The 19,035-nt window shown below is 37.3% G+C and carries 19 protein-coding genes and 2 pseudogenes; 8 read left to right on the forward strand and 13 right to left on the reverse strand.

What is annotated here, in order from left to right:
• Positions 1-81: 81 nt before the first annotated feature.
• The gene (gene pssA / locus DZB84_RS07005; RefSeq protein WP_116351558.1) at positions 82-621 is read left to right on the forward strand and encodes a CDP-diacylglycerol--serine O-phosphatidyltransferase; all 540 of its coding nucleotides are present in this window, start codon (positions 82-84) and stop codon (positions 619-621) included.
• Between the two features lie 203 nt (positions 622-824).
• Here the strand turns inward: pssA and DZB84_RS07010 are convergent, their stop codons facing one another.
• Complete coding sequence (locus tag DZB84_RS07010; RefSeq protein WP_116351559.1) at positions 825-2,618, reverse strand: M3 family oligoendopeptidase; 1,794 nt, start codon at positions 2,616-2,618, stop codon at positions 825-827.
• Positions 2,619-2,801: 183 nt separating this feature from the next.
• On the opposite strand from DZB84_RS07010, the gene DZB84_RS07015 reads away from it, so the two are divergent.
• The 5 genes and pseudogenes from DZB84_RS07015 to DZB84_RS07035 all read left to right on the forward strand — a co-directional run bounded on the left by DZB84_RS07015 (position 2,802) and on the right by DZB84_RS07035 (position 9,181).
• Positions 2,802-4,355 (forward strand): spore germination protein, encoded by a 1,554-nt coding sequence (locus tag DZB84_RS07015; RefSeq protein ID WP_116351560.1) that lies wholly within the window; start codon positions 2,802-2,804, stop codon positions 4,353-4,355.
• Positions 4,356-4,358: 3 nt separating this feature from the next.
• Positions 4,359-5,468 (forward strand): GerAB/ArcD/ProY family transporter, encoded by a 1,110-nt coding sequence (locus tag DZB84_RS07020; protein WP_116351561.1) that lies wholly within the window; start codon positions 4,359-4,361, stop codon positions 5,466-5,468.
• Positions 5,443-6,699, forward strand: coding sequence for a Ger(x)C family spore germination protein (locus DZB84_RS07025; protein WP_116351562.1), 1,257 nt, complete (start codon positions 5,443-5,445; stop codon positions 6,697-6,699). The genes DZB84_RS07020 and DZB84_RS07025 overlap by 26 nt, the downstream gene beginning before the upstream one ends.
• A 345-nt stretch (positions 6,700-7,044) precedes the next feature.
• Positions 7,045-7,419: pseudogene (locus DZB84_RS07030) on the forward strand (sigma-70 family RNA polymerase sigma factor); the annotation flags it as partial.
• Positions 7,420-7,654: 235 nt separating this feature from the next.
• Complete coding sequence (locus DZB84_RS07035; protein WP_116351563.1) at positions 7,655-9,181, forward strand: recombinase family protein; 1,527 nt, start codon at positions 7,655-7,657, stop codon at positions 9,179-9,181.
• Positions 9,182-9,278: 97 nt separating this feature from the next.
• Here the strand turns inward: DZB84_RS07035 and DZB84_RS07040 are convergent, their stop codons facing one another.
• Positions 9,279-9,524, reverse strand: a complete 246-nt coding sequence (locus tag DZB84_RS07040) for a hypothetical protein (protein WP_079509837.1) — start codon at positions 9,522-9,524, stop codon at positions 9,279-9,281.
• Positions 9,525-9,757: 233 nt separating this feature from the next.
• Here DZB84_RS07040 and DZB84_RS07045 point away from each other — a divergent pair, with 233 nt between their 5' ends.
• The gene (locus DZB84_RS07045) at positions 9,758-9,940 is read left to right on the forward strand and encodes a hypothetical protein (RefSeq protein WP_048009494.1); all 183 of its coding nucleotides are present in this window, start codon (positions 9,758-9,760) and stop codon (positions 9,938-9,940) included.
• A 130-nt stretch (positions 9,941-10,070) separates the two neighbouring features.
• Here the strand turns inward: DZB84_RS07045 and DZB84_RS07050 are convergent, their stop codons facing one another.
• The 6 genes from DZB84_RS07050 to DZB84_RS07075 all read right to left on the reverse strand — a co-directional run bounded on the left by DZB84_RS07050 (position 10,071) and on the right by DZB84_RS07075 (position 13,350).
• Complete coding sequence (locus DZB84_RS07050) at positions 10,071-10,316, reverse strand: hypothetical protein (protein ID WP_079509838.1); 246 nt, start codon at positions 10,314-10,316, stop codon at positions 10,071-10,073.
• 860 nt (positions 10,317-11,176) lie between these two features.
• A complete protein-coding gene (locus DZB84_RS07055; RefSeq protein ID WP_116351564.1) occupies positions 11,177-11,821 on the reverse strand; it encodes a hypothetical protein in 645 nt (214 codons plus the stop codon).
• Positions 11,822-11,897: 76 nt separating this feature from the next.
• Positions 11,898-12,161 carry a hypothetical protein gene (locus DZB84_RS07060; protein WP_116351565.1) on the reverse strand — a complete coding sequence of 88 codons (264 nt, stop codon included), beginning with the start codon at positions 12,159-12,161 and terminating at the stop codon, positions 11,898-11,900.
• 1 nt (position 12,162) lies between these two features.
• Positions 12,163-12,369, reverse strand: a complete 207-nt coding sequence (locus DZB84_RS07065; protein WP_116351566.1) for a hypothetical protein — start codon at positions 12,367-12,369, stop codon at positions 12,163-12,165.
• Positions 12,370-12,454: 85 nt separating this feature from the next.
• Positions 12,455-13,051, reverse strand: a complete 597-nt coding sequence (locus DZB84_RS07070) for a hypothetical protein (protein WP_116351567.1) — start codon at positions 13,049-13,051, stop codon at positions 12,455-12,457.
• Positions 13,052-13,122: 71 nt separating this feature from the next.
• Positions 13,123-13,350, reverse strand: coding sequence for a helix-turn-helix transcriptional regulator (locus DZB84_RS07075; protein WP_079509844.1), 228 nt, complete (start codon positions 13,348-13,350; stop codon positions 13,123-13,125).
• 769 nt (positions 13,351-14,119) lie between these two features.
• Between DZB84_RS07075 and DZB84_RS07080 the strand changes: the two are divergent.
• Positions 14,120-14,506: pseudogene (locus DZB84_RS07080) on the forward strand (sigma-70 family RNA polymerase sigma factor); the annotation flags it as partial.
• Positions 14,507-15,127: 621 nt separating this feature from the next.
• On the opposite strand, the gene DZB84_RS07085 reads toward DZB84_RS07080, so the two are convergent.
• From DZB84_RS07085 to mtnN, 5 genes are all read right to left on the reverse strand, one after another.
• Entirely contained in the window at positions 15,128-15,268 is a 141-nt protein-coding gene (locus DZB84_RS07085) for a YrzI family small protein (protein WP_116351568.1), read from the reverse strand.
• A gap of 356 nt (positions 15,269-15,624) precedes the next feature.
• Complete coding sequence (locus DZB84_RS07090; RefSeq protein WP_116351569.1) at positions 15,625-15,858, reverse strand: YrhC family protein; 234 nt, start codon at positions 15,856-15,858, stop codon at positions 15,625-15,627.
• Positions 15,859-15,999: 141 nt separating this feature from the next.
• The gene (locus tag DZB84_RS07095) at positions 16,000-17,133 is read right to left on the reverse strand and encodes a bifunctional cystathionine gamma-lyase/homocysteine desulfhydrase (RefSeq protein WP_116351570.1); all 1,134 of its coding nucleotides are present in this window, start codon (positions 17,131-17,133) and stop codon (positions 16,000-16,002) included.
• A 2-nt stretch (positions 17,134-17,135) separates the two neighbouring features.
• A complete protein-coding gene (locus tag DZB84_RS07100) occupies positions 17,136-18,059 on the reverse strand; it encodes a PLP-dependent cysteine synthase family protein (RefSeq protein ID WP_116351571.1) in 924 nt (307 codons plus the stop codon).
• A 259-nt stretch (positions 18,060-18,318) separates the two neighbouring features.
• Positions 18,319-19,017: a 5'-methylthioadenosine/S-adenosylhomocysteine nucleosidase gene (gene mtnN, locus DZB84_RS07105; RefSeq protein ID WP_116351572.1), complete on the reverse strand. Its 699-nt coding sequence runs from the start codon at positions 19,015-19,017 to the stop codon at positions 18,319-18,321.
• Between the last annotated feature and the right edge of the window lie 18 nt (positions 19,018-19,035).

A 19,035-nucleotide genomic window follows, 5' to 3' on the forward strand; every position in this document is an offset into this window, starting at 1 on the left:
AGCAATACTATCTTATTTTATTGATTTTTATTAGCTATTACAAAGACTTTTTAAAAATACTCTAAAGAAAGGAGTGAAGAAATGTTTTTATTAGATTATATAGATTCAACCCTAAAAAAGCTTAAAACCCAAACCGCCAATATACTTACATTAATCAACCTTAGCTTAGGTGGTTTTTCCATATTATTTGTTTTAAAAAATGAATTAAACTTAAGCTTATTACTTATCTTTTTAGCTGCCCTTGCCGATCGTTTTGATGGAATGGTTGCAAGAAAGTTTCAAATCGAATCAGAGCTCGGAAAACAACTTGACTCGATGTGTGATATTATATCATTCGGAGTTGCACCTGCGCTTCTTTTATACCAAGGGATCATCTATGAGTTCGGTGCCCCAGGGATGTTTTTCACCGTTTTCTATATCGGATGTGGAGCTTTTCGTTTAGCAAAATTCAATATTAGTGACAATAAAGGCTTCTTTGTAGGCTTACCAATAACAGCTGCTGGCTGTCTATTAACGTTAAGCTTCCTAGCAATCCCTTATGTATCTCCACAATTTTTCATTTACCTCATCATCATTCTTTCTTTCCTTATGGTTGGAACATTTAAATTAAAGAAAGTATAAAAAAACCTATCCACTCTTTTTCATGTGGATAGGTTTTTTTTAAAAAGACAAGAAAGTATAAAATTTTTCAAATAGTTTTCGTTGTCTAGCTCAAGGCGCCATCGGCTCTTTGGTCTAAGCCAATCGCTTCGGAAGGCAAGAAGCGCCTTCTGTCAGCGCTTGTCTTATGCTTGACGCCGATAGGCGGGCGCCTTGCGCTTTTCTTATTTCGTTAACTCTAAAAATTCTTCTACATCTTTAACAGAAAGCTTTACAGCCTTTTCCCAGAAATCACGTTTTGTTAAATCAACGCCTAAATGTTTGGCAGCGAGGTCTTCCACCTTCATGCTTGCTGTATCCTTTAGGAGTGCGATGTACTTCTCTTCATAGTCTGTACCCTCTTCTAACGCCTTTGCATAAATTCCGAGAGAGAATAAATATCCAAACGTATATGGGAAATTATAAAAAGGTACACCTGTAATATAGAAATGCATTTTGGATGCCCAAAATTGAGGATGATATTCATTTAATGCCCCACAATAGGCTTCCTTCTGTGCTTCGAGCATTAGTTCATTGAGACGTTCTGTACTTACAATGCCTTGCTTCCGCTCCTCATAAAATCTTGTCTCAAATAAGAAGCGAGCGTGAATATTCATATAAAAGGCAACACTTCTTTGAATTTTATCCTCTAATAAAGCAATTTTTTCTTCTTTGGACTTCGCATTTTTTACAGAAGCATCCGCGACAATCATTTCCGCAAAAGTCGATGCAGTCTCTGCTACGTTCATGGCATAGCTGCGGTTTAATGTATGAACCCCAGCCATTGCATGCTGATGGAATGCATGGCCAAGCTCATGAGCAAGAGTCGACACATTTGAAGGTGTTCCTGAGAATGTCATAAAGATTCTTGATTGATCACTTTCAGGAAAGCTTGTGCAAAAACCTCCAGGACGTTTTCCAGGTCGATCTTCGGCTTCAATCCAACTATCTTCAAACGCTTTTTGTGTAAATGTAGTAAGCTTAGGACCAAACTTACTAAATTGTTCTAAAATAAATTCAGCACCTTCTTGGTAAGTTACCTTGCTTTCCGTTTGACCTACAGGTGCATCAAGGTCGTACCAACTTAGCCCTTCAAGACCTAATAACTCTCCTTTGCGGTTTAAATAGTCCACAAACGGAGCTTTATTTTCAGTAATAACAGTCCACATCGTGTCGAGCGTTTCTTTAGACATTCTATTAATATCAAGCGGCTCCCCGAGAACATTTTCCCATCCACGTGCTTTATATACATTTAAACGGAACCCACCAAGATGATTTAAAGCTTCACCTATATAATCAGAATGCTTCTCCCATGCTTTTTCCCATTGCCCAAACATTGATTTACGGACATTGCGGTCAGAGCTTGAAAACTTGTTAAAGGCTTGGCCGACTGACAGCTGTTTTGTTTCACCATTTTCTTCAAATGGTATCTTGATATTACCAACGACCATATTATAGAGCTGACCCCATGAATGGTATCCATCAACACCTAAAGCATTTATTAAGCTTTCCTGTTCTAGAGATAGTTTTCCTTTTGCTCTTGTTCTTCTTTCCTCCAAAACATATGATAATTCATTTAAAGGCTCTTCCGATAAAAGTTCATCCCATACCGATTGCTCGATAGCGACGAGCTTTTGATCAAAGGCGGTTAAAATAGATTGAAGCTCACTACTCAACTGCGTTGTTTTTCCTTGTAACAGGCTAGCACCACGGTCAGATGTATCCTGAGCTGTTAAACAACTTACAAACGCTCCTGCTTGACGAAGCTTTTTAAAAGCGGATTGAAATGCATTCAATATGTGCGCTAACCCTTCTTTATCCTTTACATTTGAAGGAACTTGAAATTGGTCTACTAATGCATTAAATTCAGTTAGTTCCTTCTGTAATGCCTCCAAAAAGGACTGAAAAGCTGGTGAACTGCTTCCACCTTCAAAAAATACATCTAAATCCCATTGTTGCTCATATGTACGTGTGCTCACACTTATTTCCCCCTTCTTAATTATTTAGACTCACTAAATAATTCACATCATTCATTATAAACGGATTTTAAAAAAACTTCTATCATTTTAGATATTTCAAAATGAATTCCCGTCTTTTTTCTTTATTTGCATTAAATTCCACTTTTAGTGGCAAACTTAGGAAAAAGCTCGGAGCTGTCTGTTATGAAAAAGCACCCTATCCAAAATTATCTCGACAAATTTAAAAGTTCTAAATTAGATCCCGAACAATATCCTGAAAAATCTGCTGCAGAGGATATTAAAATCAAGAGTCAAGAAATTAATCAAGATCTTCAAATGAACATATCAACATTAGAGAAACTTTATTCACTTCCAGAAAACAATGATGTGAAAATCCATAATTTTATTATAAATGGATTGAATAAAATAGCAGCCGTCTTGTTTATTTCAACAATTACCGATGTTGATATGATTAGTGAGCATGTTCTTGAACCATTGTTACGTAATGAAGATCCAGAAAAAGAAGTTCAAAATATCATTCAGGTTCAATCATTTACTGAAGTTCAACTAATGGAAGATATTGTGAATGGTGCTAATCAAGGAAACACAATTTTACTTATTGATGGTGAAACAAAAGCTTTTGTAATAGGAACGGCTAAGTTCCAAAGTCGATCAGTTGAAAAAGCTGAAAATGAGGTTGTCGTTAAAGGACCAAAGGAAGCCTTTAACGAAAAAGCGGATACTAACATTTCATTAATTCGAAAAAAAATCAGGAGCGAAAATTTAATTGTCGAAAGTACAATGATTTCAAAACGCTCAAACAATGAACTTTTCATCCTTTATATAAAGGATCTTACCAATGAAAAAATGATAAAAAACATTAAAGAAAGAGTTAGTTCATTAGATGTCGACGCCATACAAAATCTTTCACTTTTGGAACAATACATCGAAGAAAGACCGAAATCAATCTTTCCTAGTACTTTATATACCGAAAGACCTGATCGGGCTTCTTCCTTTTTAGAGGATGGATATGTCGTTTTACTAATGAATAACTCACCAGCTGCTTTAATACTCCCCGCTACTTTTTGGTCCTTTATACATAACCCTGAGGACCACTATTTGCGTTTTATATATGGAAATTTCATTCGAATTCTACGAGTATGTGCCTTATTTATAACAGTATTTGGATCTGCGATATATGTTTCCATTACCAACTACCATTCTGAAATGGTTCCGACTGATCTTTTATTAGCCATTTCTGCAACACGGGAAAAAGTTCCCTTCCCGTCCCTTATTGAAATATTAATGATGGAAATTGCCTTTGAGTTAATAAGGGAGGCTGGACTCCGAGTTCCTAATCCAATTGGGCCAACAATCGGGATTGTCGGAGCATTAATTTTAGGACAAGCAGCAGTTCAGGCGAATATTGTTAGTCCAATTGTGGTCATCGTCGTGGCATTAGGTGGACTATGCTCATTTACACTAAGTGATGTAAGCATGAATTTTGCCATTAGAATTATTCGATTTGCTTTTATACTATCGGCTGGTTTATTTGGTATTTATGGCATGACAGCTTTGTTTACCGTGGGAATCATTTATATGGTATCACTAAAATCTTTTGGCGTTCCTTACTTATCACCAATGTCACCTAAATACATTTCTTCTAACGATACAATTATTAGAAAAATGATCAAAAGTGAAAGAATTCGTCCGGGTTATTTAAAACCAAAGGACGTCATAAAAAAGGCAGAGGAATAGGCTATGGAGCAATCAAGAGGAAAAATTGGGATAAGAGAATACGTAGCTATGGTCATATTAGTTGTTGGTGTGAAACTTTCAGATGACACACCCTCCATTTTAGTTGGATACCTAGACAACGCGTATTGGATGGCTCCTCTTATTATGGGAATGGAGTCGATTATTCCAATCTATTTGACAATCAAAGTCATTACAGCTTATAAGAATAAAAATTTGCATGATGTCATCCGTCACCTATTTGGTAAATATATTGGAACAGTTTTATCAAGTATTCTATTACTTACGTCTTTTATCAGTTTTACTTATGATTCAGCCATTTATGTGGATATCATTGGTACCATGTATTTTACACAAACCCCATATTTGATTATTTATACTGTGTTAATGTTTGTTTGTGCATATTGCGCCAAAAAGGGCATTGAACATATCGGTACTATTTCGTGGTTAGTGCTGTTCTATATAAAATTTTCATTAATCATCGCCCTACTTTTAGCACTGAAAGAAAGTAGCCTTGCCTTTATTTTCCCAATTTTAGGTCCAGGCTCCTTAGAGGTAATAAAAAAGAGCACTACACATGTATCCCTGTTTACGGAGTTTTTTTTTATGGGATTAATTGCACCCTATCTTGTATCCGCTAAGGCGTTTAAAAAAGGGACTTGGATTGCATTCGTCATAATTGTGATTGAAATAACATTAGCATTTCTTATCTATTTATTTGTATTTGATTATGAAGGTTTAAAAATGCTTGATTATCCTTACCAGGAGTTAATCCGCTTGATTAGATTGGGATTTCTAACAAATATTGAGACGTTTTTCTTTCCATTTTGGATTATAGCTGCATTTATTCGGTTTACTGTTTACTTATATTTGGTTTGCGTATTTTTGGGAGGGATTTGTAATATCAAAAACTTTGAATACTTACCCCCTACAATTGCCACAATTATCGTTATTTTAGGGTTAGGTCCTGAAGCTCCTACATTTACTGTCTTTAAAATACGAGAAACTTTATTACACATCCTAAGTCCTATGTTTCTATTTTTTCCTATCCTTATGTGGTTAATAGCAAAAATCAAAGGGGATTTGAAACATGAAAAGACAAGCCAAAATAATTAAATTTTCCTTCCTTTTTACAATTCTATTCATTTTGGTAGGTTGCTGGGATAAACAGGAAATTGATGAAAAAGCGTATGTGCTTGGGATAGGTCTAGATAAATCCGATGTTAAAGGATTTTTAAAAATCACGTATTTAATATCAAATCCAGAGGCTGGATCAACACAACAAGGTGGCGGAAGCAATGAACCCTCACATGAGATTATCACGTTGAATGCCTCAAGTTTTATTCAATCGGAAAACTTAGCAAATGCCGTAATCGCGAAGTCGATTACATATGATATATTAGACTTCTTTGTAGTCTCTGAAGAGCTTGCAAGGGATAAGGATTTTATTCGATATATCTATGATGGAACGAAGGACCGTGATGTTAGACGTGATACAAAACTTATTGTTTCAAAGGAAGAGGCTAGTACATTTATCGAACGAAATCAACCTAAGCTTGAAACAAGAAGACATGAGTATTTTGAAACGATTTTTAACAATGCAACTAAAATCGGCTTTATACCAAATTCTGAAATCAACAATTTTTTCAGAATTACAGAAGCAGATGCTGATCTTTATATTTCTGCCTATGCCACGACGGAACAGGACAAGAGTACAGCAAAGAGAAATGAGGATGATGATTTAATCGCAGGTAAAATGAAGGTAACTGGAAAAACAAACCCTGCTCAGTTTCTTGGTTCTGCAGTCTTTAAAGAGGGACAAATGATTGGAATTCTTTCAGTTCAAGAAACTCGAATAACCCAAATGTTAAATAAATGGATGTTAAAACCTAGCTTTTTAGTCACTCTTCCCGATCCATTTATGAAAAATTACTGGATAACGGCACGTTTCACACAAATAAAACCTCCAAAGATCACGGTGGATGTTTCGAAACCGGCACCAAAAATCATTGTTAATCTTCCAATTGAAGCTGCAATTTTAACAGACCACAGCATGGTCAATTATGCGGATGAGGAAGAAAAGAGAGAAGAATTAAAGAAGCATATTTCCAATGGCTTTGAAAGGAGAATTAATGATTTAATTAAACGAACACAGGAAGAATTTGAAGCAGATCTTTTTGGCTTTTCACTATTTGCTAGGAAGCATTTCTTAACCATTCCACAGTGGGAAAGCTATGATTGGATGAAAGCATATCCGACTGCAGATATTAGCGTAATAGTCGATATTAGATTTGACGAATTTGGGCGACAATCGAAATTACCTAGTTATGAAAGGATAAGAGATTAAGCGATGAATTAATTTATTTACCTGATGATGACAATCATTTTTGCCTATACGACCGGGTTCTCCATTACCCTCTGGAAGGTTAAGAACAAACCCGGTTCAATCGTTGTTTTTGGATTAGCGTTGATTGTAGCTGTTGCACCTTTTTTTACGATTTTAAAATAGAATAATCCTATAAATTAAGGCTGATGATGTAGTGGAAAATGGTCTTTTTTACTATCATCAGCTTTTTTCTATCGGACAGACACAAGCAAGCACCTTTCCTCATAACATTAAGTAATGGGCAAATGCCTAGATCATGTAGTGTACTAAACATACATACACTACGATTTATGTGGAGGTGAGCGAATGTCTGGACTGTTAGCAGCATTAGGTTATTTTGTAAAAGAATTATTATTTTTAGTATCCTATGTGAAAAATAATGCTTTTCCTCAACCGTTATCATCTTCTGATGAGAAGAAATACTTACAATTATTGGCCGAGGGGAATGAACATGCTCGGAATGTGTTGATTGAACATAATTTAAGGTTAGTCGCTCATATAGTTAAAAAATTCGAAAACACTGGTGAGGACACAGAGGATCTGATTTCAATTGGTACCATAGGGTTAATCAAGGCAATCGAAAGCTATTCTCAAGGTAAAGGAACAAAATTGGCTACGTATGCTGCACGCTGTATAGAAAACGAAATTGTAAAGTCAATAGTGTTGCGTATCACTTCGAAACAATCATTTCAAAAATATTTCCTCTTAACGTCACAATAACCGTTTTCACACAACACATTTAATTGTGAAGCAACCAAGAAATTGAAAACGGGAGGGACGACACCAATGAGTAAAAAAGGTTATATCTCCGCAAGTAAATTTCACTCCGAATTCATAAGAAGCGACGCAACCGACCGACTAATTGCTAATTGCTATAATGCAATTAAAGAAAAAATTAGAAGGGAACGACGGAACAATGATTGCACTATACGCACGGGTATCAACCGAAGAACAAGCTAAAAGCGGGTATTCACTTCAAGACCAAATTCGCCAATGCCGTGAAAAGGCGGGCAAAAATGCGGAATGTATTGAATACGTGGACGACGGCTATTCGGGGGGATTCCTTGAACGTCCGGCACTTTCAAAATTGCGGAATGACCTTCGGGAAGGACTAATTGACAAAGTTATTGTCTATGATCCCGACCGTCTATCACGGAAACTTGCGAATCAATTGATTGTTACGGAAGAAATCGAAAAACGGGCAAAATTAATCTTTGTCAATTCCGAATACAAGAATACACCCGAAGGAATTTTGTTCTACCAAATGCGGGGGGCATTCTCGGAATTTGAAAAGGCGAAAATCAAAGAACGTATGACTAATGGAAGACGTGCAAAGGCTCGCAAGAACAAAGTAGTCAAAGACGTCAAGGTTTATGGATACAAGTTCAACAAGGAATCGCAAGAACTCGAAATCTATGAACCCGAAGCAAAGATTGTTCGATTGATTTTCGAACTATTTACCGACCCACGGGGGCGGGTACAGGGTATAAACGGAATCGCCCACTATTTGACCGACAAAGGTATTCCGACCAAAAAACGAAAAGGCGTTTGGCATAGGCAAGTAGTCCGCCAGATTCTTATGAATGAAACCTACACGGGTGTATTCTATCACAACAAATGGAATACGGAAGGAATGCTCGTCAACAAATACAAGGATTCAGACGACGAAAAGGTTTCAATGACCTTACGACCTAAAGAAGAATGGATTCCCGTCGAAGTTCCTGTGATTATCGAAAAGGAAACATTCAAGTTTGCCCAAAAGTTGTTGAAGGAATCACGACGTCGTTGGGCTGGTACTTCAAAGAACAAATATCTTCTTTCGGGATTGGTTCGCTGTGGCGATTGTGGCAATACCATGACGGGGCGACGGGCGAAGAATTGGGGAACTTACGTCTTTGAATATTCCGACGCCAAGAACACCGCAGGGGCAAAGCATAAGGGTTGTGGCAATCGGGTCAAATGCGAAGACCTTGACGCTTATGTATGGAATCATTTTGTCAATGTCATAACAACCGAAGGGGAATCGGCATATTCCGAAGTCGCCGCAACAACCGAAACCCAAGATTCAATTCCATTCGAAGAATCGGAATTACAACGCATTGAAGCCGAACTCATTCGTATTAAATTGGGTCGGAAACGTCTTCTTGACTTCATGACAAACAATGCCGATATTGTGGACGAAGAAGATATTCGCAATCAATTGAAAGAGTTAAAAGAAAAAGAAGATCACTTGTTGAAGTTGAAGGAAGAAACCGCTGCTTTACTTGAAGAACGGAAAAACAACGAAGTCAATGACGAAATTCGGGCAAAGGCGGTTGAACGATATTTTGAAAACGAAAATCCCGAATCTATGTCGATTGAAGAAAGGCAAGAACTACTTCGAATGTTATATCGGGAAATTCGGGTATATTCAAACGGAAAAATTGACTTCATTTCATTGTAGGACGTTCCAATTAGAGGAGCGTCTTTTCTTTCGAACAAAAAACCGCCTTTCGACGGTTCAAAAAATCAAGTATAGCCCCTGTTAGTTGAAGATAACCCTACATATCTGAAATAGGTCTAATAGAAATATTCACATCATCAATGTCATTTTCGTTAGATACCATTCCGAATATCCTACAATTACCGCATTTTTTACATTCAAACATATATCTGATTTCCTCGTTATACTCATTTCCGTTTTCTTCGCTTTGAAATTCTATTTTTAGAGTGCTTTTATGCCATTGATTATCGGAACATAAATCACATTTAAATTCCTTACCCCAAATTTTTACTTCGTATAGCATTGAAAAGACACCTCTCAATTTTTAACAATCGCTTATAAGTTCAGATAATTCAGATGTTTTCATTCATTCTTATTGAACTCAAGCACCCGTTAGTTTAAGTGTATTTATTCACAAACTTAAGACCTTATTAGACACCTGCCTGTTTCCTTTCTATACGTCCGTCCTTTATTTGTTGGTATAAATTTAAATGCGGTTACAGATAATATCCCTATAACAAATTAGGGGGTTATGAAATGGAAGGAGCAACCACAAGTAATAATGGAATGAGCACTTCTAATAAACTAAACCTTTCAGGTCTTGGTGTTGGAGCAATTGTACTAACCACTCTTTATACTGCTGTTTTAGCTTCGCAGTTAATGGCTACCAAACATAAAGTCGATTACCTTTATTACAAAGAAATAACACAAAATAAATAGCTTATTATAGGCGGTGTTTTTTCACCGTCTTTTATTATACATAAAACAGCAATTTGAGCTAAACTGCCCTGTTAGTTGAAGAAGAATGTCTAATCTGGTGAAAAAACTCTACTTAGACTCTATCCTACGGTTATTCAACTAACTTCGAATAACCTCGTTTCCCCTTGACGACCCTTTTGTCGTCCTTTCTTAATCCCCACATAACGTGATTGATCTCACCAAAGCGGATGCCGAATTTCTCATATATGTAATCAGAAATTTCTTCGTGTGATACTTCCACACCTTTGCCTTTCTGCCGCATGAACTCAATTATTGCGGGTTGGATTTCTTCCTTTCCAACCGTTTTTCTTCCATTTAGATATTCGTTCTTTGGCATAATGGACTCCCCTTTCATATTTTTGTAATATTATAACATATCCTATCTACGATTGGTCGCTCGTTTGAAGGACGTTCCGTGACGTGTAGTGACCCGATATTTCAAAATTGTTGTGTATATTCTGAAAGCGTCTTCCTCCGCCAAAAAGACCCCCCGTCCCCCCGTGGGTGGGGTCGAATATTCCGTCCATTTCTTTCTGTGCTTGTGTGTAAAGCGATTGAATTCATTCCGAATAGTTATTGTCTTGGGATTAAATGTCGTTGACCATAAGGCTTATGTATGGTCTTGCAAAGATATAGCAATCGTTGTATAAACATACGGAAGACAACACGTCATTACAATTACTATCTTATGGACAAACCTATTGCTATTCGTCATATAATACAGATTACACGACCAATCGTATTTTGACGTTTTCAACAAATCCCTATAAACAAAGGGTTTGTCGATTTCGATTCGTCGTATATCAAAAATGTATTTTTATCATTCGTCGTATAATGCGAATATGTCCACTTGTATCATTACAAAAACGGCTGAATCCATTACGACTGAAAGTATTTTGCCGATTCCTTCCCGTGTAAATTTCGGACATTTCGGAACGCATAAAGCAATGTTTACGAAGGAATCAATCCCTTTCGTTCGGTTCACTTTGTATTGAAAGCAATGTCACTTTTGGTATTCGTGTGACATGGCGAAAAGCCGTTCAATCCCTTGTGCGCCAACACTTTAATACAGTAAAGAAATGAAGCGAGATTTCTATAATCGGACATATAACGACAGGTTTGCGGCTATTTTACGAAATCAATCTACACGGACTTCATATGTATTAGGAACGACGTTCTTGTCGTCCCAAGTTCAATTTAAAAATGACCTTTCGATTTCAACCAATTCATTCGTATTTGTTCCAATCGCTTTAATTCCGCCTTGACCGCTTTGACGTATGCTGCACGGGCATCTGATTCTGTTTCAAACGTCCCAATATGCTTTCCACAAACTCCAACCTGGTATTTACCGCTTGACGTCTTCGTAAATCCTTTTGCATGGTTCAATTTATATTTCAAACAATTCTCACGGTCGGTAACCACTTCAAGGTTTTCGTCCCGATTATCAAGAGTTTGTTCGTTTTTATGATTGACTTGAATTGACATTCCCGTTTCTTCGAAAAATCCGTTGTATTTGGCAAGTTCCTGACGCATGATGAATCTATGCAATTGTTCCTTTCTTCGAATTCCTTTCCCAACGGCGATATTTGCGTAAATTCCATTGTTCCCTAAGAAAGCGGCGACTTTTCCTTTCTGCAATACTTCCGACAATCTATGCTTCGAAATTAGTGTTTCCCGCCCGTCCTTCAAGAATATTGTGACACTTCGGTCGTCGTTGAACTTGAAGTCATTGAATCGGCGACAACCGTGCAAACCGTTCTTTCTCTTAATATAATTCAACAATTTGACCTCGTTTTCATTTATTGGTTCAAATCTAATATTTCCATCAGCTTCAACAAACATATTGATGACCTCCTATCCCAAGTTCGTTTTGGTGTGTTCATTTTGACCAATCAAAAAGACGCCCCGAAGGACGTCCTTACATCTTTAATTCGATTGTTGTTAATTCTCCACTTTTTTCACGTTCCTTCTGCTGGCGGATCTGCTCGTCGTACATTCCAATTGCAATTAAACAAATTGGTGGAAGATTGTGTCCTTCATTAAGCAATTTACGCCAATACTCAATTTGCTCGACGTTATGCTTTTCATTTTTCTTAGCTTCCTCGACTATCTTCTTTGACTTCGGACTTTCCGCATAACCTTTCGCAATTTCTTCTAATGCTTTACGTTGTGAATATGCCATATTAATTCAACCCCCTTTTATCTCGTTCAAGACGTTCCTTTGCCCGTTCCAATCCCTTAGGTCGTGCGATACGGACTTCGGTTGTAGATACGCCAACTTCTTTCGCAATATCTTCAAGCGACTTACGTTCACGTTTCATGCGAAGAATCATATCAAGCGTTTTCACTTCATATTCAGTCTGTTTCACTAACATTTCGAGTGCCGTCATTTCGATACACCACCAAAATGTTTTTCAATTATGACCAATGACCAAACTGCAATCAAAAAATGAATCATTGCAAGAACATTCATAATTACTTCACCCAAGCGGGAACACGACCGCTGGAATATGCTCTTTCTTGCGTTTCAGTTTTTAATCCAAGACAAAATTCTTCGGGAGTATAATCCTTTGGTGAATAGACTTTTCGTTCATTAATAGTTCGACCATACTTTTCGGTAGGAATCCCTAAGTCAAACAGCGTTTTGTTGTATTCTTGATTTACATTCCCGATTTCGTTCTTAATTTGACCAAGTTCGGCTAATTGCTTCAATAATTCATTTCTTGCAGCAATCACGGATTCAACCTTTTTATCATATCGGGATTGGATTTCCTTCAACCGTTTTTCACGGTGTTCTTTTGCGAAAGGAACAAACTTTTCAACCGCTAATTTTTTGCGGACTGCATAGGCACGTTGAAGAAGTTCGGTTGTTTCGGCAAGTTCAGATTTCTTTTCGTTCAACAATTCCTTTGCTTGTTCAACGTCCGATCCTGATACAATCCCAAGAAGTAATTGTTCGGTTGAATCTTCGATTGCTTGCGTTAATTCAATTACTTGATTCGTCAATTCGTCTTGCTTGTTTTCCAATTCTTGAATTTTAGACTTGACCGCTTCCAATTGTTGCTTTGACATAGATCAATTCCCCCCTTTGATATACGGGACGTTTTGTCCCGATTAAATTTTTAGTTCAATTTTGATTTTTTTCATTCACTTTCAAACCTACGCATGATTTTCAAATTGCGAATTGCTTCGATTTCTTCTGGCTTAACGTTGAATCGGTAAATGATTCGTTGTTTAAGTCGTTCGGAAATTGGCATTTTGTCTGATTCAATAAGCGAAATCATTTGTTGAGATACGCCAACTTCACGGGCAAAATCGCCTTGATTCAGTCCAAGATTCGTCCGCAATGCTTTGACAACAAATCCTTCCATACGTTCAACCTCCTTTTAAATTAGTAAAAAACAAGTTCTTGACCAAAAAGAAATGTCCCGCCAATAAGACGGGCAATCGCACTACTGCACGCTGCTTCGATAGGTCAAATCGAACTTGGGTCGGCAACCAATATTCAGTTGTAAAAAAGCGGATTCCCCCGTTAAAGAACCCGCTTCTAATTATCAATTGTTCTAAATCGTCCCTTGTAAGTTACAATTGGACTAAATTCGTAAAAAACAAGATAGAATGTATAAAAAAATGCGACGGTCACGGTAAAAAGCTCGCAACCAATCGCATTTTCTCAGAGGAATAACCGATTGTATGTCAATGCCGCATACGGAAACGGCAAGGATTAATTTTATGTATTTTCGTTTAATCTTCTTTGACTTCTATTTCGTATTAACGTTTACTTCGTAATTTGCGACAATATTATCGAATCTATATTGCGAATATCTTTGTCGTTATCTAATTAACTTTGTCACTTATGTTCCAAAGTTAAGCAAGCTTTGCTTGCACCGTTCTTGAGGAACTTGATTTTTAGTTCCGAAAGAATGGTTACTATCAAGCGAAGTATTGTATCGAAGTTTCGTTGAAACTAACGAAATACTAACGTTATCTAAGCGACTTCTACTTCGTAATTCAACCGCAAAATCCCTTGACAAGCGTCATAAATACGATTTAACACAATTTTAATATTTCTGTAACATTTTTGTAATATTTATTTGCATAACTTCGAAAAACTTGTCCTTGACTATGCACACATTTGACATTAGAATCGAGATCCTAATGCACCTAAGAGCTTTAAAGAAGACGAAAAAGGATGTTTCTCTGCATGATCCGATTGGTCAGGATAAAGAAGGCAATGAAATTAGTTTAATTGATGTTTTGAAATCAGAAACAGAAGATGTGATTGAAACAATCCAACTAAATATGGAACTTGAGAAAATCAAAGAATATATTGATGTTCTTGATGACAGAGAAAAAGAGGTGATTGTGGGTAGGTTTGGACTTGATTTATCAAAGGAAAAAACACAACGTGAGATTGCAAAAGAGTTGGGCATCTCAAGAAGCTATGTATCACGCATTGAAAAGCGTGCCTTGATGAAAATGTTCCATGAGTTTTATCGGGCAGAAAAAGAAAAAAGAAGATCATAAGAAAAGCGCAAGGCGCGCAGCCTTAGGCGACAAGCATAAGACGAGCGCTGACAGAAGGCGCTTCTTGCCTTCCGAAGCGATTGGCTTAGACCAGAGAGCCGATGGCGCATGGAACTAGACATCGAAAACTACGTAAAAAAAGTTTTTTTAAAAAAGGTGGATTGCACATTTATTTGCAATCCACCTTTTGCTTTATTTTATAAATCAACACTTACTTCAGTTCCAATAATTATTGCAATAACAGACGTGATCACAAGCCCCATAACGATCATAAACATCTTTATCATCCTCCATCAAAGAGATGTACTTCTTACTTTTACTTTACCACTTACATACTGTGTAAACGTTATCCACTTTTGAACATTGTGTTAAAGAAATTTGACAAAATTAAGGCATTCATACAAAGCAAAAGGGCGCCCTAGTTGGCGCCCCTATTGCTGACTATTTATTATGCTTTGTAAATAAAATGGTAAAAATCAGTACGTGAACCGATAGCATTCGTAACTCCTCCTATCATTCAAATTCGTTAGGTGGAATCCTTCTCCACAGATAACCAAGCTACAATCGGACAGATTTTCATTAACATTTTCATTCTCCTCTCTTCCTTTTATTTTTTGTTGATTAGAATAAGCGCATCATTGAATATTGACGTTCCTTCATTTCTTCCATAAGCTTATTGACTCTTTCCTCACGTTGATACTCTTCAATTGATTTTTCACGCTTTGAAATCGAGATCGTTAAAAAGAATAAATTGATGGTCATTATTTTTCACCTCCTTAATTAAAAAATCGGGTAAATCTGTGTAGGAAAAAAAGACATAAAAAGGCCACAGGCATACTAGTCCTGTGGCGTTAAATGGCATAATAAAGCCACAGGCGAACTATTCCACCTGTGGCATGATTAACGTATCTTAAATTAAAAATTAATCACCGGTATGGTCGAATAGATTGTTACATATGAAGTTTTTGTGTTTGTCATGTCAATAGATACTTTCATCATTTTATTCGACCTCCTTTTAAAATTAATTTTTTCCTACTGTGGTAATTATAACCAATATCGCTACTTATGTAAACACTTTTTTTGTAAAAAAAATCCTTCACCTTAATTTAGGTGAAGGACTATTGTTCTTCGAATTGTTTTTTATATTTAGTAACTAATAAGAAAAAGGTAAACGACAAGCATAAAAGAATGAAAGTTGAACCCATCATTATATAAATTTGAAACGGAGAACGTTCCTCCGGTATGATGACCCCGATATATAAAAATACACTTAGCACAAGAAGGATGTAACCGTAGTTAGTGAAATCTTTGATTTTATTACGCAGGTTTTTAAATTGTTTATCTTGATCCATCTTGAATCACACCTACCTAACTAGTAAACTTCCATCCTATGATAACATACATTGAAAGTGCGAGTAGAATGTAAATTTTAGCAGTATCATTCAACAAAAAATAAACCTCCAACCTGGATTTAGGCTAGAGGCAACACTTTATTATTGTAAGCTTTGTTCAAGATCTTCAATTAGGTCTTCCGCATCTTCTAAACCTACTGATATACGGACAAGTCCATCACCTATACCTAGTTCTTCTCGACGATCTTTTGGAATAGAAGCATGTGTCATTTTTGCAGGAACAGAGATTAAGCTTTCAACAGCCCCAAGGCTTTCTGCCAAAGTAAAGTATTTAACCTTACTTAGTAGCTTATCAGCATTCTCAGCACTCCCAACATCAAAGGAAACCATTCCACCAAACCCTTTTGCTTGAGCCTTAGCGATTGCATGATTTGGATGTGTCTCTATACCCGGATAGAACACCTTTTTAACCGCAGGATGGTTTTGAAGGAAATCCACAATTTTTCGTGTGTTTTCTTCATGCTCCTCCATACGGACTCCAAGTGTGCGTATCCCACGAATCAATAACCAAGAATCCTGTGGACCAAGTACCCCACCTGTTGAGTTTTGAACAAAATGTAAGTCCTCACCTAATTTTGCTGAATTTACAACAACAAGACCTGCGACTACATCGCTATGCCCACCAATATATTTGGTTGCACTGTGTAGTACGATATCGGCACCAAGTGCAATTGGATTTTGCCAATATGGAGTGCTAAAGGTGTTATCTACAATGGTTAAAAGATTATGCTTTTTGGCAATTTCAGCAGCACCCTTAATATCTGTAATTTTTAATAACGGATTTGTTGGTGATTCGATATAAATTGCTCTCGTATTTTCACGAATTTCACCTTCAATATTTTCAAGGTTGCTTGTATCAACAAAAGTTGAATCAATGCCTAAGCGATTAAGAACTTTTGTCATCACCCGATATGTTCCACCGTATACATCATCCGTTAAAATGACATGGTCACCGCTGTTAAACAACATCATTACAGCCGTGATTGCAGCCATACCAGAGCCAAATGCAAATCCTCTTTCTCCACCTTCTATATCCTTTATCAATTCTTCCAGGGCATGTCTTGTTGGATTTCCAGTTCGTGAGTATTCAAACCCCTTATGACCGCCGATTCCTTCTTGTTTATACGTACTAACTTGGTAAATTGGTGTATTAACTGCACCAGTCTGTGGATCTTCGCCTACTCCACCGTGGATAAGTAGCGTTTTACGTTTCATTCCTATATCCCACCTTCATATATTTTTTTGCTTAAATAACGCTCACTGCTATCTGGAAAGATCACAAGGATGTGAGATCCAGGCTTTGCTTGTTCTGCTTCTATTAATGCCGCATGAAGGGCAGCACCAGATGAGCTACCAACAAGCAATCCTTCCAAACGTGCCATTTCCTTCACCCGGTTAAAAGCATCCTCATCCGAAATGGTGTGAATGGAATCGAAATAGGACGTATCCATATAGCCTGGAAGAAATTCCATGCCAATCCCTTCTGTTTTATGTGGTCCAGATTCACCACCATTTAAAATGGATCCAACTGGCTCAACAATCACTGTTTTTATGGAGTGATTCATTTCTTTTAGATACTTCGCTGTCCCCATAAACGTCCCACCAGTCCCAGCACCAGCTACAAACATATCAATTTGTCCATCAAGCTGTTGCCAAATTTCTGGTCCAATCGTTTTATAATAAGTATCTGGATTAGCTGGGTTTGCAAATTGCTGTGGACAATAGGAATTTGGTATTTCATTAAGAAGCTCGTTTGCCTTCTCAATCGCCCCCGTCATCCCGGCCTCTGTTGGCGTATTGATGACGGTTGCCCTTAATGCCTTCATTAATTCTTGTTTTTCAGTGGAAAACTTCTCTGGTACACAAAGAATCACTTTAACATTGCGGTTGATGGCTGCAAGTGCAAGTCCAATCCCAGTATTCCCAGCAGTAGGTTCAATGACTGTTCCTCCTTCGGTTAACTGACCCGTTTCAAAAGCATGTTGAAGAAGTTCGACTCCTAATCGATCCTTGATACTTCCGCCGGGATTAAAGAATTCAAGCTTTGCAAAAAGACGAACCCCATTTCGTAATGGAAATTTCGTAATTTCTACTATCGGAGTATTTCCGATTAGCTCATGAACATTTCGATACACTTGCATGACAAATCCCCCTAATCAAATTAGCCTTGGCGAATTTTTAGGCCCACACGAGGTGGGTCATAAAGACATTGCCACAGGAAGTGGCGTTTTTAGTCTTTAACCTTATTCCTCGAAAGTATCCATTAAAAAATCTGTGGCATCCGCCGGAGGCTTGGGCCCACACGAAGTGGGTCACTCAGATGTTGCCACAGGATGTGGCGTTATTAGTCTGAGTTCCTTAATTTCGCCAAGGTTCATTGGCGAATAAAGTTATAATGATTTATTTATTTATTTCCTCTACCATTCGTTCAACAACTTTAGAAGAATTTACTGCAGCGGTTTGCAGGAACTGTTCAAACGACACATCTGATTCTTTACCTGCAATATCAGATAAGGCACGAATGACAACAAATGGCACATCAAATTGATGACATACCTGTGCCACCGCAGCTGCTTCCATTTCCACTGCATATAAATCACCAAATTTTTGACTAACAAACGAAACACGTTCAGGGTCATTCATAAAGGAATCACCTGTTGCAATTAATCCAGTTACAACCTGAACATCTGTGATTCCTTCTCCACTTTTTTCGGCTAACTCAATTAGTTTTTTATCAGCTTTAAATGCAGCAGGCAACCCTGGTACTTGCCCATATTCATAATCAAAAGCAGTAACATCTACATCATGATGTCTAACCTCTGATGAAATAACAATGTCACCTACATTAAGAGTTTTTAAGTGCCCACCTGCTGAACCGGTATTCACCACATAATCTGGTTTGAATTGCAATAATAAAATCGTTGTTGAAATTGCGGCATTCACTTTACCGATCCCAGACTTAAGTAAAATCACATCATAGCCATTGAGTGTTCCAGTGTAGAACACACTTCCAGCAACTGTAGTTTCCTGTTTATTTTCAATTTTCTCCCGTAAAATGGTTACTTCTTCATCCATTGCTCCGATAATTGCTACTTTCATAAGTACGTATCACCTTTC

The organism is Bacillus sp. HNG, from assembly GCF_003400205.1.
GTDB lineage: Bacteria > Bacillota > Bacilli > Bacillales > Bacillaceae_L > Ferdinandcohnia.

Coding starts and splice junctions, on each gene's coding strand:
- DZB84_RS07040 (WP_079509837.1), bottom strand. CDS start 9,524: ATGCTATACGAAGTAAAAATTTGGGGTAAGGAATTTAAATGTGATTTA.
- DZB84_RS07070 (WP_116351567.1), bottom strand. CDS start 13,051: ATGTCAAAGCAACAATTGGAAGCGGTCAAGTCTAAAATTCAAGAATTG.
- DZB84_RS07065 (WP_116351566.1), bottom strand. CDS start 12,369: ATGACGGCACTCGAAATGTTAGTGAAACAGACTGAATATGAAGTGAAA.
- DZB84_RS07090 (WP_116351569.1), bottom strand. CDS start 15,858: ATGGATCAAGATAAACAATTTAAAAACCTGCGTAATAAAATCAAAGAT.
- DZB84_RS07035 (WP_116351563.1), top strand. CDS start 7,655: ATGATTGCACTATACGCACGGGTATCAACCGAAGAACAAGCTAAAAGC.
- DZB84_RS07020 (WP_116351561.1), top strand. CDS start 4,359: ATGGAGCAATCAAGAGGAAAAATTGGGATAAGAGAATACGTAGCTATG.
- pssA (WP_116351558.1), top strand. CDS start 82: ATGTTTTTATTAGATTATATAGATTCAACCCTAAAAAAGCTTAAAACC.
- DZB84_RS07025 (WP_116351562.1), top strand. CDS start 5,443: ATGAAAAGACAAGCCAAAATAATTAAATTTTCCTTCCTTTTTACAATT.
- DZB84_RS07095 (WP_116351570.1), bottom strand. CDS start 17,133: ATGAAACGTAAAACGCTACTTATCCACGGTGGAGTAGGCGAAGATCCA.
- mtnN (WP_116351572.1), bottom strand. CDS start 19,017: ATGAAAGTAGCAATTATCGGAGCAATGGATGAAGAAGTAACCATTTTA.
- DZB84_RS07075 (WP_079509844.1), bottom strand. CDS start 13,350: ATGGAAGGATTTGTTGTCAAAGCATTGCGGACGAATCTTGGACTGAAT.
- DZB84_RS07060 (WP_116351565.1), bottom strand. CDS start 12,161: ATGGCATATTCACAACGTAAAGCATTAGAAGAAATTGCGAAAGGTTAT.
- DZB84_RS07055 (WP_116351564.1), bottom strand. CDS start 11,821: ATGTTTGTTGAAGCTGATGGAAATATTAGATTTGAACCAATAAATGAA.
- DZB84_RS07085 (WP_116351568.1), bottom strand. CDS start 15,268: ATGACCATCAATTTATTCTTTTTAACGATCTCGATTTCAAAGCGTGAA.
- DZB84_RS07045 (WP_048009494.1), top strand. CDS start 9,758: ATGGAAGGAGCAACCACAAGTAATAATGGAATGAGCACTTCTAATAAA.
- DZB84_RS07050 (WP_079509838.1), bottom strand. CDS start 10,316: ATGCCAAAGAACGAATATCTAAATGGAAGAAAAACGGTTGGAAAGGAA.
- DZB84_RS07100 (WP_116351571.1), bottom strand. CDS start 18,059: ATGCAAGTGTATCGAAATGTTCATGAGCTAATCGGAAATACTCCGATA.
- DZB84_RS07015 (WP_116351560.1), top strand. CDS start 2,802: ATGAAAAAGCACCCTATCCAAAATTATCTCGACAAATTTAAAAGTTCT.